Raw genomic sequence first — 14,186 nt, forward strand, 5'->3', positions numbered from 1 at the left:
GCCGACAAGGGCTGCAAGGGAGCTGCATAAGTAAAGAAAAGATAACACGATGGCAGAATTGAGAGTCGAGAGTCGAGCATCTCAGGTCTCTTATCTCCTTTCCCGGCCTGCCCTCACCTGACAAAATGACCTTGCGTGCCCCGGTGGTATTGCATTTGATGTATAAGCAAAAAATTTCTACAAACTATGATACAAGAAAAAGGCTCCATTTCCATTCATACGGAGAATATTTTCCCCATTATTAAGAAATTCCTCTATTCCGACCACGAAATCTTCCTCCGGGAGCTGGTTTCCAACGCAGTAGACGCGATCCAGAAAGCAAAACGACTGGCGGCACTCGGTCAGTTTAATGGTGAGATCGGCGAACCGCTGGTGGAAGTGAAGCTGGATAAAGAAGCGAAGACCATTACCATTTCTGACAATGGCATCGGGATGACCGCTGACGAGATAAAAAAATACATCAACCAGATCGCCTTCTCCGGTGCGGAGGAATTCATGGAAAAATTCAAGGAGGCAAAAGATGCTTCTGAGATCATCGGCCGTTTCGGACTTGGATTTTATTCTGCCTTTATGGTAGCCGACCGGGTAGAGATCCAGACCCTGAGTTTTCAGCCGGGGGCAGAACCTGCAAAATGGTCCTGTGATGGCAGCACCGAGTTCGAGATCAGCGAAGGCAGCCGCACCACACGGGGTACGGATGTGATCCTTTATGTAAATGACGAGAACAAGGACTTCCTTGATGATTACCGTATCGAGAACATACTGAACAAATATGCCAAATTCCTGCCGGTCCCGGTTCAGTTTGGCACCAAAACAGAAAGTGAGCCGGATGGTGAGGATGAAGAAGGCAAACCCAAATACAGAAGTGTTGAAGTACCCAATATCATTAATACCGGTGTGCCTATCTGGACAAAACCTCCGAGTGAACTGAAAGATGAGGACTACCTGAACTTTTACCGGGAGCTGTACCCGATGAGTGAAGATCCGTTGTTCTGGATCCACCTGAATGTGGACTACCCGTTCCATCTGACCGGTGTACTGTATTTTCCCAAGATCAAGAACGATATCGAGCTACAGCGCAATAAGATCAAATTGTACAGCCGCCAGGTATTTATCACCGATGAGGTAAAGGACATTGTTCCGGAGTTCCTGATGTTGCTGCATGGGGTGATCGACTCCCCGGATATCCCGCTGAACGTATCGCGTTCCTTCCTGCAATCGGACGCCAATGTAAAAAAGATTAACACCTATATCACGAAAAAAGTAGCGGATAAGCTGGCAGAGTTGTTTAAAAATGACCGCCCCGGCTATGAAGCCAAGTGGAATGACATCGGCGTATTTGTAAAATACGGCGCGATCAGTGAACCGAAATTCTGGGAGCGGGCAAAAGATTTTGTGCTGCTGGTCAATACGAAGAAAGAATATTATACACTGAATGAATACAGGGATAAAGTAGCACCTGCCCAGAAAGATAAAGACGACAACCTGGTTTACCTGTATACGCCCAACGCCGAAAAACAGGATGGCTATATACAGGCCGCCAATAAAAAGGGGTATGATGTACTGCTGATGGACAGTCCGCTGGATAACCACTTTATCAGTCACCTGGAACGCGACCTGGAAAAGACGCAGATCAAACGTGTAGACGCAGATGTAGTAGAACGGCTGATTGATAAAGGAGAAACCATTTCCAGCAATTTATCTGAAGAACAGACCAAAGAGATCAAAGAGGTCTTTGAAAAAGCGATCACCAAACCCGGCATGGAAGTGAGTGTGGAAACCCTTTCGGCGGAAGCGATGCCCGTTACCGTGACCATGGATGAATTCATGCGCCGCATGAAAGATATGGCGGCCATGGGCGGCGGCATGAGCTTTTACGGAGCGATGCCGGATAAATACAAAGTAGCCATTAATGCCAACCACCCGCTGGCCACAAAAATACTGGCGGAAAGCAATGCCGATGCCAGACAGGCTATCGCCCGCCAGGCAGTTGATCTTGCATTACTGGCGCAGGGGATGCTGACCGGCGCGGATCTCACCTCCTTTGTGGAAAGAAGTGTAAAGATGATTTAGAACCGGATCCGCAAATAATATTAAAAAGGGTATATCAAAAATTATCATTGAGCGCTCCCGGCAGCTGCTGGGGGCGCTCAACTGTATAAATATCTTATATAGAGGCTTCTCCTTCCGATCCAGCGTAGATGCGTCAAAATAAAAAGGACTTCACTGGGATAAGATACCCGTGCGCCTGTATTTGGAGTTGAAATTCATCAACTAAAAACGGGCAATCGTTAACGGCTGCAGGCGCAGCACGGCGATAACTTTTGCGACGACCGGTAGAAGTCTTGCGCTGTTGCCGGTGCGCTGCACCTTCATTCCTATGTCATTCTATTGACTTGAAAGATCAATGCTGCGCCGCAGCTTTTTAATGTACCAATACCGATAGGGTACCCGTAACAGACCAATTCCATCGGCCTAAACAGCTATCATTATACGGTAGAGAATCCATCTAAATTACCACTTACTTTCGTATAAAATCATCTCGACGCGCATGTGATCCCCATGGGTCGCTTCGCTCCACGAAATGACGGCTACGGACTTTTGATGCACTCTTTTTTATCCTGTTACAGCTGTCTGCTATTGCAGCAATTAGCTTCTTATTTTAACGGCGCAATACTCAGTTCATCCACCAGCTTACCTCCCGGATCAAAAATGCGGAAACGGGCCTCGCTGCCGGTGATACTTGCTTTAATAATATTGTTGTTGGAATTCACAATGATGGGAAACCGGGTAGCTTCCGATGCCTGCTGAATGCGGTGGCGGTGTTCATGTGCACTCAGCATTACCTGAATGCCCGCCTCATTGAGGAGAGGCACCCATTTTTTTGTGATCTCCTGGTTGCCGTGCCAGCCGGTGGCCGGTGGTATATGACAAATGGCAATCTTATATTTTGCTTTTCGGAAAGCGTCGGTTTGTACGACTGTACTTAGCCATTTTGCCTGCTCTGTACGGTATGCATCCATATCCGTAATGCCACTGTATTCAATATCGGAATCCGGCTTATCCTCTCCTCCATCCAGTACAATAAAGCAGGCATCACCGCGCGTAAACATATAATAAAGATGACCATTGTTACCGGGGAAGTATTCGGGAAAGCGCGCCGCGAACGGTCCGCGGGTTTCATGATTGCCACGGGCATAGTACATCGGCGTTTCGCTGGCAAATAAAAGTGTCGCTGTGTCCATAAACCCGCGAAATACCTGCTCTTCACTCAGGGAGCTGCTGACCATATCGCCGTTAAACACCACAAAAGCAACGGATGAAAGATCGATCTGCCCCAGCAATTGTTTCAGTACATTGTTCCGTTCGTGGATGTCATTGACCACGGCAAACTCAAAGGGGCCGGGCTTTCCATTGGTACGAAAGCCAAGCGGCTTTTTCTGATAGACTGCAGTGGCCGCAACATCGCCGTATTGTACTTTTACCCATTCGTGCTTCAACACTTCCTGGCTGTATACTCTGTAACGATAGCGCGTATCCGGGCCCAGGCCTCCCAGTGTGACCCGGTGTACCGTGCTTACATTCTTCAGTCCGTCAGAGGCGCTGAAATACTTTGGCCGCTCCTTCTGATAAAAATGGCTGCTGTCATCCGGGGCCAGCTCCACCCAGGCGATAGCAGGTTTGTTCGTTGTCCATACAATGGTTACGCTGGAGTCGGTCATCGCCTGCAAATAAGGCCCGTGTGTGATCATTATTTTCTCCTGTGCCCCCGTACAGAGCGAAACAGCAAGAAAAAGCAGGCAAAGCCCCGTTTTTACCGGGAAGGTCCATTCCCGGAGTCGTGCAATTTTCATAAACATTTTTTGTTTTGTCAAAAATACCGTAATCACTTTGGCAGTGAACCGGCTGCCTCCTTATTACATCAGTTCTAATGTAACCAATACGGGCTTATGATCCGAAGCATCCTCTTTATCGATCACTTCCACCTTCTTCACTTTCCAGGCTGCGCCCTTGTTCAGAAAAATATAATCCAGGCGGATCCGGGGTTTGGTATAAGGGAAGGTCAGCTGCGGATTGCCAAACCGTACTGCAGCGTCCTCCATTCTCCCGCTAATGATCGCATAGGCCTTTGTATCGGGTGTAATATTAAAATCGCCTCCAACGGCCACAGGCAGCTTCATCTGTAACAGGATATCAGCAACAGCCTTTGCCTGGGCTTCCCGGTTCGTTTCAAACTCGTGGCATAGGTGGGTGCCGGCAAATACCATTTTCTTCCCGTTGGCAAACTGATGTTCGATGGTGATCAGTGCCCTGCCTTCACCCCCTGCCGGAACAGGCAGCTGATGCACCACGGGAACGGCGGCGTATTTCGACAATAAGCCCTCACCATAACCTCCTTCATTGTAATCCATGGCCTTTCCAAAATAACCATGCATTCCGGTCATCTTTGCCAACTCGGCCACCAGGTCTTTTTTAACACCATTGTTAAAGGTGGCCGTTCTTTTCGTCATGCTGTCTACCTCCTGCATGGCCACAAAATCCGGCTGGTACTTTCTGATCACCGCAGCGATTTTTTCCAGATTGCTTTTCCCGTTGTTATAATGCTCCTCGCCATGATAGATATTATAGGTAAGTACCTTTACTGTCTGAGCGTTGCTCCTGTTGACATATATACCGGCCAGCAGGAAGATGAGGGCTAAAAAAATATGCTTGTTCATTGCGGTCATTTTTTTTGTTTATGATTAATCATTACCGGAACAGCAGGTGGTACCGGTCCGTATTGCACCGGTACCGCCCTTGTTTAAGTTCTGTTCCTTCGCGACATTTATTTCCAGTTAGGGTTTTGCACGAGATTGGGGTTTAACTGTATTTCCTGAACAGGAATCGGTTCCAGGTAATCCCTTGTTTCATCAAATACTTTTGTTACCTGCGGATTTACCAGGATGGGGCCTCCATTTGTATTGTTTTCAAGAATGATCTCGCTCCCCAGTTTCAGGTATTGCGGACCGCTTTCCGGAGGCCGGGTTCCTGTATAGATATAGACATCCACCTTACCATCTCCATCCAGGTCATAAGGGCCCACACCCGGAAAATACATTCCCTTGAACTGTTCGGCAAACAGGTGCCCTTCCTTCCAACGCAACAGATCCCTGCGGCGGAAGCTCTCCATTACCAGCTCGATCCTTCGCTCACGGCGGATCTCAAGTATCACACCCTTATTCGTTCCAGAAACATGTGTATACTGGCCGGCGAGATAGCTGTCCGGATTTCCGTTGGCAGCCCCCATGTTCATATCCGGCATGCCAACACGGTCGCGCAGTAATTTGATCGATTTGTCGATGTCCGCCTGGGTCAGCGTTCCCAACTCCGCCTTGGCCTCTGCAAAGTTCAGCAACACTTCTGCATACCGGATCAGCGGCATATCATTTGTAGAGCGGTTATAAAAATCTTCGGCTTCCGTTGTTACAAATTTTATCAGCTGGTATCCCGTAACGGTTCCGGTAAAATCAGGAGGCAGTGTCTTGGTATTTCCGGTCCGCGTATACCCGGGCGTTCTTATGGTTTGCGACAGGCGCGGATCACGATCCTGCACTTCATTAAAAAACGGCTGTGTGTTATAGCCTGCTTTATCTGTAAACCGGCTTCCATCCTTCATCAGGTAGCTGTTTACCAGTTTTTTCTCCAGGCCCGGCCGGCCGTAAGAAGCCGTCAGTGTATAATAGTTTACGTTATGCCATATCTGCAGATCGTTGCTGTACCTCCGGGTCAGGATCACTTCTTTATCGATGGCAGCTTTTGAAGAAAACAATTCCTGATAGGCTTTATCCGGTGTGCTCGTATACAACTGATACGTGTCGCTGTCGATCAGTTCTTCTGCAGCGGTTGCGGCTGCTGTCAAAAATTTATCCGCATCCGGCAGGTTGAATTCAGGATGATATTTCCGGAAAGTCCCTTCAAACAGACAGATCCTTGATTTATAAGCAAGCGCCGCCCATCTGGTGACTTTTTCAACGGATTTGCTATCATTCATCCAGCTGATCGCAGTATCAAGGTCCGCCAGTACGCTGTCCATTACCAGGGTCCGCCTATCCCTGGGCCGGTTCAACAGTGAAGAGTCCTGGATATCAATGACTGCTCCATACCAGGGTACGTCTCCGAATGTAGCCACCTTATCAAAATAAAAAAGCGCTCTGAAAAGATGTGCCACGCCTCCATAATGCCTTGCCGCAGGAACCTGCGCCTTTGTATAGTTCATCAAAAAATAGTTGATATTCCTCAGGTGATACCAGTTCCAGCTTCCACCGGAAACCGGCACCACCCGTTTCCCTGTTAAGAAATCATTCAGACTGTTCTTGATTACGTTATCGTCATCTTCATTATAAACGCCTTCTGCGTTGGGAATCACCGCCGTGTTTCCATAAAAGGAATTGGTATAAAGTTCCAGGTCTTTTTCTGTGTTAAAAAAGATCTCGGGAATGATTTCGCTTTGCGGGGTCCTGTCCAGGAATCCCTTTTTACACTGAACCAGGAATCCCGATAAAAAAATGAACAGAACGATTACTTTATATTGCTTCATATCATTTGTGTTTAAAAAGAAAGATCCAGACCAAAAGAATAGATTTTGCTGATCGGGTAGATCCGCCCGTTTGCTTCCGCTGCCGCCATTTCCGGATCGATGTATTTTGTTTTGAGTTTGGTAGCTGTAAAAATATTGTCGCCGCTTAAGTAGATCCGGCAACGGGAAATTTTGACTTTTGACAGCCAGCTTTCCGGCAACGAATACCCGATGCTCAGGTTCTTCAGCCGGATATAAGCAAGGTCCTGCAAATAACGGTCATTGGGCGCGTTCAGTGATCCGCCTGCATTCAGTGCTTCATAGCCACGCAGTTTCGGGAAATAAGCATTGGGGTTCTCCTCGTTCCAGATCTTTTCCTCGAAATCAACCGGCAGAAATGAATAATAGGGCCGGGAATACGGTCCCCAGAACTTGTCCGCATTCGCTCCCGGATACCATTGCTGCTTTCCGATCCCCTGCAGGAATACCGACAGGTCAAAGCCATTCCAGTCGGCACCCAGGTTGATCCCGAATGTATAGCGGGGCTGCTTATTTCCTATTTTTACCAGGTCCCCATGATCTTCCAATGTATTCTTCCCGTTGTTCACAACACCATCGCCGTTCACATCAATGAACTTCATATCGCCGGCCATCAGTTTCGACCAGTTGCCCGGCGCACCCAGCCGTTGTTTGTTTACAAAATCCTGGTTTACGGTTTTCTGGTATTCGGTGGCCTCCTCATCTGTTTTAAAGAATCCCCCGATCTTATACCCCCAGATCTCGCCCAGCTCCTGCCCTACATAGTAATTGCTCAGCAGGTTTTGAGGATTGTCGAACCGGGTGATCTTTGCTTTATAATCACCCACGCCTACACTTACATTATAATTAAAGGGCTTGCCTGCAACGGATGCATGATCGCTCCAGGCCAACAGCAGTTCCCAGCCTCTTGTCTGCATATCGCCGGCATTGGTCTTGGGCGAGGCTTCGCCGTAAACAGCCGGCAGGGTCTTTCCGGGGATCAGCATATCCAGTGTATTCCGTACGTACCAGTCATAAGTAATATTCAACCGGTTTTTTAATATGCCGATATCCACACCTACATCAACCGACTTGGAACGTTCCCAGGTAAGACTTTGCAAAATGGGCACGGGAACCGCAAGGGATTGTCCCCGTGTTCCGTTAAAAATATAATCCATTGTTCCACGGCGCAGCGTTGGAATATAGCCATAAACTGCGGCTTCCTGCTGGTTGCCCAGCGATCCGTAAGAGCTTCTTAATTTAAATTCGCTGATCGCACCCTTCAGTGAGCTCCAGAACGGTTCCTCGCTCACCCGCCAGCCTCCCGATACGGAAGGGAAAAAACCAAAACGCTGGCCCTTGGGAAAACGCGATGATCCGTCATACCGCCCGTTGAATTCCAGTAAATATTTTCCATTGAAGTCGTAATTCAGCCTGGAAAAATACCCCTGCAATGCCCATTCTTCCGCCTGCCCGTCCAGCGTTGCCTGCCCGGTAGCCAGCCTGAAATCATTCAGGTCTTCAGAAAGCAGGTCCGTATTTCTTGCTTTGATCTGTTTGAAGGTGCGCAGCTCCTGGTTATAGCCGGCCATAATCTTAAAATTATGCAGTCCTGCCTTTTTTGCATAACTACCGAAAACATTCACGGCCTGGTATTGTATCAGGTTCACCTCCTCTGCCAGGTAATCATTGCCTACATAGCTGATCACTCCGGGGTTGATGGACCAGGGCGCCTTTGTTCTGCGCTGCATGGTGGAATACGGATTGAACGTATAAGAATAATTCCCCGTGATCTCCATTCCTTTAATGGGTTTAAAGGTAGCCCCCACCAGGTTGATCAGCTCCAGCCGTTTTTCATCCCCCTTGGATTTTCCGTGCAGCAGGTCGGCAAAGATCCCATCCCCGATCGAATAGCTGTTCAGACCGGAACTGTAAGTGGCGGTACCATCCGGGTTTACGGGAACATAAGAAGGCAATGCATGTACCGTAATGGACACAAAATTGCTGTTCCATCCCCATCCGGGATAGGTGTACTTACCCGTATTAAAATAGGTATTGGTGAACAGCTCCAGCTTGTCGGATAAGCGTGCAGTGATCTTTGCACGGAAATTATAAGAGGTATAATTATCCTGGTTGATCTGCATCATTCCGTCCTTGCCGTATATCCTTCCGGAAATCAGAAAGTCGATCTTCTCCGACCCTCCGGTGATGCTCAGAGAATGTTCTCTTGAAGGTTGCCAGTCGCGGAACATTGTGTGCCACCAGTCCGTATTTCCATAATACATGTACTGATCCTTTCCGCTGCGGTTGGTGATCACAACACTGGGCAGCGACTTATCGGTCTGCCGCTTTTTCAATTCCTCATAATCCTCTTCCGTATAACGGGTATAGGTATTGCCGGTTGCCCGCAGGAAAGCCTCGTCATTCAGTTTTGCCGATGTGTACCCATCCGTTATAAAATCGGTCCGGGTGGTTAGTCCGGCCCACCCGAAATTATTGGAATAATTAACGGTCATCTTACCCCGCTTTGCTTTCTTTGTGGTAACGAGGATCACTCCAAAAGATCCCCGGGCACCATAAATTGCCGCGGATGCCGCGTCTTTTAACACGCTGATATTCTCCACATCCCTGGGGTTGATACTGTTGAGGTTGCCGGGAACGCCGTCGATCAGTATCAGCGGAGCGCCGCCCCCATTGATGGACGTATTCCCTCTTATATTAAAACTTCCCTCTGCACCTGGTCGTCCCGTATTAAAATTGATATTGACATTCGGAATGGCCCCCTGTAAGGCCTGCGAGATATTGGCCACCGGCCGGTTCTCCAGCGCTTCTGCCCCTACCTGGCTTACAGCCCCGGTAAGGTTTACTTTTTTCTGTGTGCCATAGCCCACTACGATCACCTCGTCCAGTTTATTGTCATCTTTTTTAAGAACGATCCGGATGTCCTTCTGATCTTTTACGGTTACTTCCTGTGGCAGGTATCCGACGGTGGATGCGATCAGCACAGCGTTTTCATCGCTGACATTCAGTGAGAAACTTCCGTCTTCAGCAGTGGAGGTACCGTTGGCGGTGCTTTTTTCAATGACACTGACCCCTGCCAGCGGGTTGCCGTTTTCATCCACCACTGTTCCCTTTACCTGTAACGCCGCAATACCGGTTGGCTGACCAATGATCACCACCAGTCCGTTACTCATTTTTTTATAGGAATAACCGGTAACACTTAACAGTTGTTCCATCACATAATCGATGGTTGCATTTTTGGCCAACAGATCGATCTTTTTGTTGTTCAGCCCCAGTTCATCGGTATAAAAGAACCGGTACTCATACCGGGACTGTATCTTGTTCAAAATAGCGGAAATGGAAGTATTTTTCACCTCCAGGGTTATCCTGCTCTGGGAGTTGCTGTTTATTGAAAATGCCTGAAACGATGTAGCGAACAGAATAACGATACTAAGCTTCATCAACAATAGATATTTGATAATCAAATGCCCTGGCATAGCAGTCCCAGGGCAATCATTTTTTTTCATATTTTTGTTTTTTAGAATGAGATAGAAAATGATTGCACACGTTGCAATTATGTACTGTCTTACTATGGGGAATGTTCCAGCATTTCCCATTTTTGTTTTTAAAAATTTATGCGTTTCGCTTCATAGAATTTTTTGTTGATTTTAGTTTATAAAAAGCTTCCTCCTATCAGGAGGTCCTGTTTTCAGGAACGGGATCGACTTGTCGGGGTATGCGGGCGAAGGTAATGTGGAATACCCGACTTCACATCATCCGGAAGCCTGCTTAAAAATTATTTAATATAGCGTTTCAGTCACTTCCCCTATAGTTTCATCAGCAGGCACCAATGCGTTTATAACAGACTTAATAATCAGGTCTGCTATACAACTGCACACTGGTTTCTGACCAGCAACGGAATGGTCTTTAATGGCCGGCTGTCAAAACCGTTCGATTCCGAAATACTAATAGATGGTCACTATATCTTTTTCGATTTTATATTTTATACCCGCAGACAATTGCAATGACTGCAACACGTCTTCAAGCTTATCGTTTTCAAATGTTCCACTGAAAGTCCGGGTAACAGGCCTGTTCCTGCACACGATTTTTATATCATACCAGCGCTCCAATACAGGAATGATCTGTTCAAGACGGTCTTTGTCAAAAACCAGTTTATTGTTGACCCATTCCGTTTCAGACACGGAAGAATCCAGAGGGTTCGATTTTACTGCCAGCAACTCCAGCTGAGGCAGGTCTGTGGTCTCTTCCTTCGATAACGGCTCCGGATAGGTATTCCGGATCACCAGTTTCTCGTTTGGTGACAGCATGATCTTCTTATTTGATGCATGTTTCAGACTTACCTGCACCGAGCCGCTTATCAATGTGGTTTGTGTGCTGGGTTCATCTGCGTAACTCCGTACATTAAATACTGTTCCGAAAACCCGTACATCGATATTCTTGGTATGTACGATAAAAGGACGTTTCGGATCATGCACCACTTCAAAATAAGCTTCCCCGGTCAGTTCCACCTCCCTCATATCCTTTCCAAAAGACGGATCGTATGTTAACCGGCTATCTGCATTCACCCAAACCTTCGTGCCATCGGGAAGTACGATATTGGTTTTGTTTCCTTTTTTTGTGGCCACCACATTGGGCAATACCTGACCGGCATTCCCGTTCCGGTAATATACGACTCCAGTCAGTACGATGATCAGCACCGCCGCCGCCGCACCCAGTACCCACCGGACAACCGGAACATTCCGGCGTCCCCTTTTTTTCCGGTCAATTTTGTTCTGTACATTCCGGATAAAATCATCCACCTCTTTTTCAGGAACTGCTCCCTCATAGGTGGTTAAAGTGGTCATAAGCTCCTCTAAAGCCAGAGCAAAAGACTGGTCATCAGGGTTTTCTTTGAGAAGCCGGCTCAACTCAATCTGCTCCTGCAAGGTGAGTTCCCCCGCACTCTTTTTACCCAACAATTCCAATAACCGGTCATTATCCATAAAAGCCTTCACCTGTATATAGTGTGTTTTTTGCAGGGGAACCCCTAAAAGATTGTGGTATTTTTTTAAGAAGATCTCGATTTTTTTTCAAAAAAGTTGCTCCGGTATTCCGGGAAAGCATTTTTAAGCGTCAGGGAAAGTGTCCTTAAGGCTATAGTCATCTGGGCTTCTACTGTTTTTACAGAAATATCCAGGATACTTGCCACTTCGCTGTATTTTAATCCCTCATCCTTTATAAGGCGGAAGATCAGCCGGCATCGCGGTGGCAGTTTATTGACCGCTTCCGCTATCTGTTTTAAATTCTCTTCACTGAGGAGCTTCGAATCGGACCCGGTGTATGCCATAATCAATGAGTCTCCCAGCTCATCACAATGAATGCGTTTCTTTCTCCCCAGCTCTGCAAAACAGGAATATTTAACCGCCCGGTAGAGGTAATTGGACAGATTGTTGATCGCCGGAAGTGTTTTTTTATTTTCCCAGAGCTGAACAAAGATATCCTGGATGAGTTCTTCGCCAAGCAACCGATCGTTGAGTATGGAATTTGCGAATGATAATAGGCCCGGATAATAATAACGCATCAATTCATTGAATGCATTTTCATTCCCTTCTCCGGAGATCAGTTTTATAAGATATGGCAGATCCGCCTTTTGCATGCGCCGGCTAAAATAAGTAATATACCGTAAAACAAAAAAACGACTATAGCCTGCCGTACTAACCGGTTCAGAAAATATTACCGGACCAATTTTTCAAGCAGTAACTGTACTACTCCTTCCATCGTTGCCGCCATACCGGGATGCACTTTCGAGCACTGGATCACCGTGCTCCTTGTAGCAGCCAGCCAGCGAAACCGGGAAGCTACATCCAGTCGTGCGATTCCCGAAGCGGCATCCTTATCCCCCGCCGCAATCGCGCAAAAGGCCCGCAGGTTGTCTTCAAGGCAATCGATATCGGTTTCAGGGTGCAGGCAGCATAATTTTTCCCTGTTCAATGAAACCATGGCTTCCAGGAACTTTGTTTTTTTGCAGAATACGATCACGCCTACATTGACAAACTCCTCACGTTCCACACGAGGCACCACGCGGATCACCGCATACTCATATACCAGCAGCTCTTGCATCCAGTGCCGTTTTTAAAAAGGTGGAAGAATGTTTTAAACGCCAGGTAAGGAATTGCAGGTATACTTCACGTGCAGCTTCGGGGTCTCCAAGGGCTTCGTCGTATACCAGCCATTCCATAGGGATCAGGTTTACGATCTCATGCAACCGCTGTTCGCTCAGGATGCCGGTGCAAAACACATCCGCTGCTTCCAGCTCCGAAGCTTTTTTGAGCAGCACATGATCCTTTATCAACGGAAAAGCACTCTTCATCTGCACGGACCAGCTTTCCCAGTTATGATGAAAATAAAGACAGGCCCCATGATCGATCAGCCAGAGCTCCCGGTTCCATAATAACATATTGGTATTACGTACCGTACGGTCCATATTAGTAAGGAAGGCATCCATCCATACGATCTTTGAAGCCAGCAGGGGATCCACATCAGTTACTGCAGGATCAAAAGTGACCGAACCACTCAGGTAATGCAGGGCCAGGTTCCAGCCCTGGCTGGCCTTCAGCAGGTCCTGTATCTCCTCATCCCCTTCCGTACGTCCGAAAGCTTCGTCCAGATGCGCCAATACCAGTTCGGGTACTTTCAGCTGCAGCGCACGCGCTACTTCGCCGCCGATCAGCTCCGCTACCAGCGCCTTTACGCCCTGTCCCGCCCCCCGGAATTTCAATGCATATAAAAAACCGTCGTCCGCTTCTGCAATCGCAGGAAGCGATCCGCCCTCCCTCAGAGGCGTTACATATCTTGTGACGTTCACCGAACGGATCTCGGGCATATAAAATAAAATTTGGATCAAATGTAGTCAATCTCCGTCATACGAAAGGGTCCCGGTGCTTTTCGCGGATCACCGGATTCTTTACTATATTTACCCGGCAGCAGTAAATGAAACTTCTTTTTAACCACATCGACCAGTACTATCCGCTGAGTGCCGCGGCCAGGGAAGCCCTTGCAGAAAATTTTGAGGAACAGGTGCTGGCTAAAAACAAGTTCCTGATCACGGAAGGCAGGGTCTGTAACCAACTGTACTTCCTCCAGCAAGGTGCTTTAAGAGGTTATATCAATGTTGACGGGAAAGAAATGACCAACTGGTTCGGATTCGAAGAACATTTTGTCACTTCCTTTTACAGCTTTATTACAAGGCAGCCAAGTGTTGAAAATATCCAACTGATGGAGGGTTGTATCCTGTGGGCCATCACCCGTGAACGGCTTACAAAGTTGTTTGACGCTTTCCCGGAAATAGAGCGTCTCGTACGGATCATTTATGAGAACTACTACATCCGTCTGGAAGAACGTTATGTAAATGCCCAGCTGCGAACGGCTACCGAACGTTACGAAAGCCTGATACAGGAGGCACCGCATGTCCTCGAGCGTGTTCCTCTTGGTCATATTTCTTCGTACCTGGGTATCAGCCCGGAAACACTCAGCAGGATCCGGAGCCGCTTTAACAAACCCGCAACCGGTTTTTGACATTTGTCAAAAAAATCGTTCCGCACCGCTGCTAGAT

Annotated in this window: 10 protein-coding genes; 2 read left to right on the forward strand and 8 right to left on the reverse strand. The window is 47.6% G+C overall.

The window, feature by feature from the left end; translation table 11 throughout:
- Positions 1–186 precede the first annotated feature (186 nt).
- On the forward strand, positions 187–2,073 hold the full coding sequence (gene htpG, locus K7B07_RS03650) for a molecular chaperone HtpG (RefSeq protein WP_223707557.1): 1,887 nt from the start codon (positions 187–189) through the stop codon (positions 2,071–2,073).
- Between the two features lie 584 nt (positions 2,074–2,657).
- Here the strand turns inward: htpG and K7B07_RS03655 are convergent.
- The 8 genes from K7B07_RS03655 to K7B07_RS03690 form a co-directional block, all read right to left on the reverse strand.
- A complete protein-coding gene (locus K7B07_RS03655; protein ID WP_223707559.1) occupies positions 2,658–3,854 on the reverse strand; it encodes a purple acid phosphatase family protein in 1,197 nt (398 codons plus the stop codon).
- 63 nt (positions 3,855–3,917) lie between these two features.
- Entirely contained in the window at positions 3,918–4,718 is an 801-nt protein-coding gene (locus tag K7B07_RS03660; protein ID WP_223707561.1) for an endonuclease/exonuclease/phosphatase family protein, read from the reverse strand.
- A 107-nt stretch (positions 4,719–4,825) separates the two neighbouring features.
- Positions 4,826–6,577, reverse strand: a complete 1,752-nt coding sequence (locus K7B07_RS03665) for a RagB/SusD family nutrient uptake outer membrane protein (RefSeq protein WP_223707562.1) — start codon at positions 6,575–6,577, stop codon at positions 4,826–4,828.
- An 11-nt stretch (positions 6,578–6,588) separates the two neighbouring features.
- Positions 6,589–10,035: a SusC/RagA family TonB-linked outer membrane protein gene (locus K7B07_RS03670; RefSeq protein ID WP_223707564.1), complete on the reverse strand. Its 3,447-nt coding sequence runs from the start codon at positions 10,033–10,035 to the stop codon at positions 6,589–6,591.
- Positions 10,036–10,539: 504 nt separating this feature from the next.
- On the reverse strand, positions 10,540–11,589 hold the full coding sequence (locus K7B07_RS03675) for a FecR domain-containing protein (RefSeq protein WP_223707566.1): 1,050 nt from the start codon (positions 11,587–11,589) through the stop codon (positions 10,540–10,542).
- A gap of 53 nt (positions 11,590–11,642) precedes the next feature.
- A complete protein-coding gene (locus tag K7B07_RS03680; protein ID WP_223707568.1) occupies positions 11,643–12,230 on the reverse strand; it encodes an RNA polymerase sigma-70 factor in 588 nt (195 codons plus the stop codon).
- Positions 12,231–12,307: 77 nt separating this feature from the next.
- Positions 12,308–12,694 carry a DUF3037 domain-containing protein gene (locus K7B07_RS03685; protein ID WP_223707570.1) on the reverse strand — a complete coding sequence of 129 codons (387 nt, stop codon included), beginning with the start codon at positions 12,692–12,694 and terminating at the stop codon, positions 12,308–12,310.
- Positions 12,672–13,457 (reverse strand): HipA family kinase, encoded by a 786-nt coding sequence (locus K7B07_RS03690; RefSeq protein ID WP_223707572.1) that lies wholly within the window; start codon positions 13,455–13,457, stop codon positions 12,672–12,674. The genes K7B07_RS03685 and K7B07_RS03690 overlap by 23 nt, the downstream gene beginning before the upstream one ends.
- Positions 13,458–13,564: 107 nt before the next feature.
- On the opposite strand from K7B07_RS03690, the gene K7B07_RS03695 reads away from it, so the two are divergent.
- Positions 13,565–14,149: a Crp/Fnr family transcriptional regulator gene (locus K7B07_RS03695; protein WP_223707574.1), complete on the forward strand. Its 585-nt coding sequence runs from the start codon at positions 13,565–13,567 to the stop codon at positions 14,147–14,149.
- Positions 14,150–14,186 lie beyond the last annotated feature (37 nt).

The organism is Niabella beijingensis (genome assembly GCF_020034665.1).
Taxonomy (GTDB): domain Bacteria; phylum Bacteroidota; class Bacteroidia; order Chitinophagales; family Chitinophagaceae; genus Niabella; species Niabella beijingensis.

Excerpts from the sequence above, each read along its gene's own strand:
- htpG (WP_223707557.1), top strand. The coding sequence starts at position 187 with ATGATACAAGAAAAAGGCTCCATTTCCATTCATACGGAGAATATTTTC.
- K7B07_RS03655 (WP_223707559.1), bottom strand. The coding sequence starts at position 3,854 with ATGAAAATTGCACGACTCCGGGAATGGACCTTCCCGGTAAAAACGGGG.
- K7B07_RS03660 (WP_223707561.1), bottom strand. The coding sequence starts at position 4,718 with ATGAACAAGCATATTTTTTTAGCCCTCATCTTCCTGCTGGCCGGTATA.
- K7B07_RS03665 (WP_223707562.1), bottom strand. The coding sequence starts at position 6,577 with ATGAAGCAATATAAAGTAATCGTTCTGTTCATTTTTTTATCGGGATTC.
- K7B07_RS03670 (WP_223707564.1), bottom strand. The coding sequence starts at position 10,035 with ATGAAGCTTAGTATCGTTATTCTGTTCGCTACATCGTTTCAGGCATTT.
- K7B07_RS03680 (WP_223707568.1), bottom strand. The coding sequence starts at position 12,230 with ATGCAAAAGGCGGATCTGCCATATCTTATAAAACTGATCTCCGGAGAA.
- K7B07_RS03685 (WP_223707570.1), bottom strand. The coding sequence starts at position 12,694 with ATGCAAGAGCTGCTGGTATATGAGTATGCGGTGATCCGCGTGGTGCCT.
- K7B07_RS03690 (WP_223707572.1), bottom strand. The coding sequence starts at position 13,457 with ATGCCCGAGATCCGTTCGGTGAACGTCACAAGATATGTAACGCCTCTG.
- K7B07_RS03695 (WP_223707574.1), top strand. The coding sequence starts at position 13,565 with ATGAAACTTCTTTTTAACCACATCGACCAGTACTATCCGCTGAGTGCC.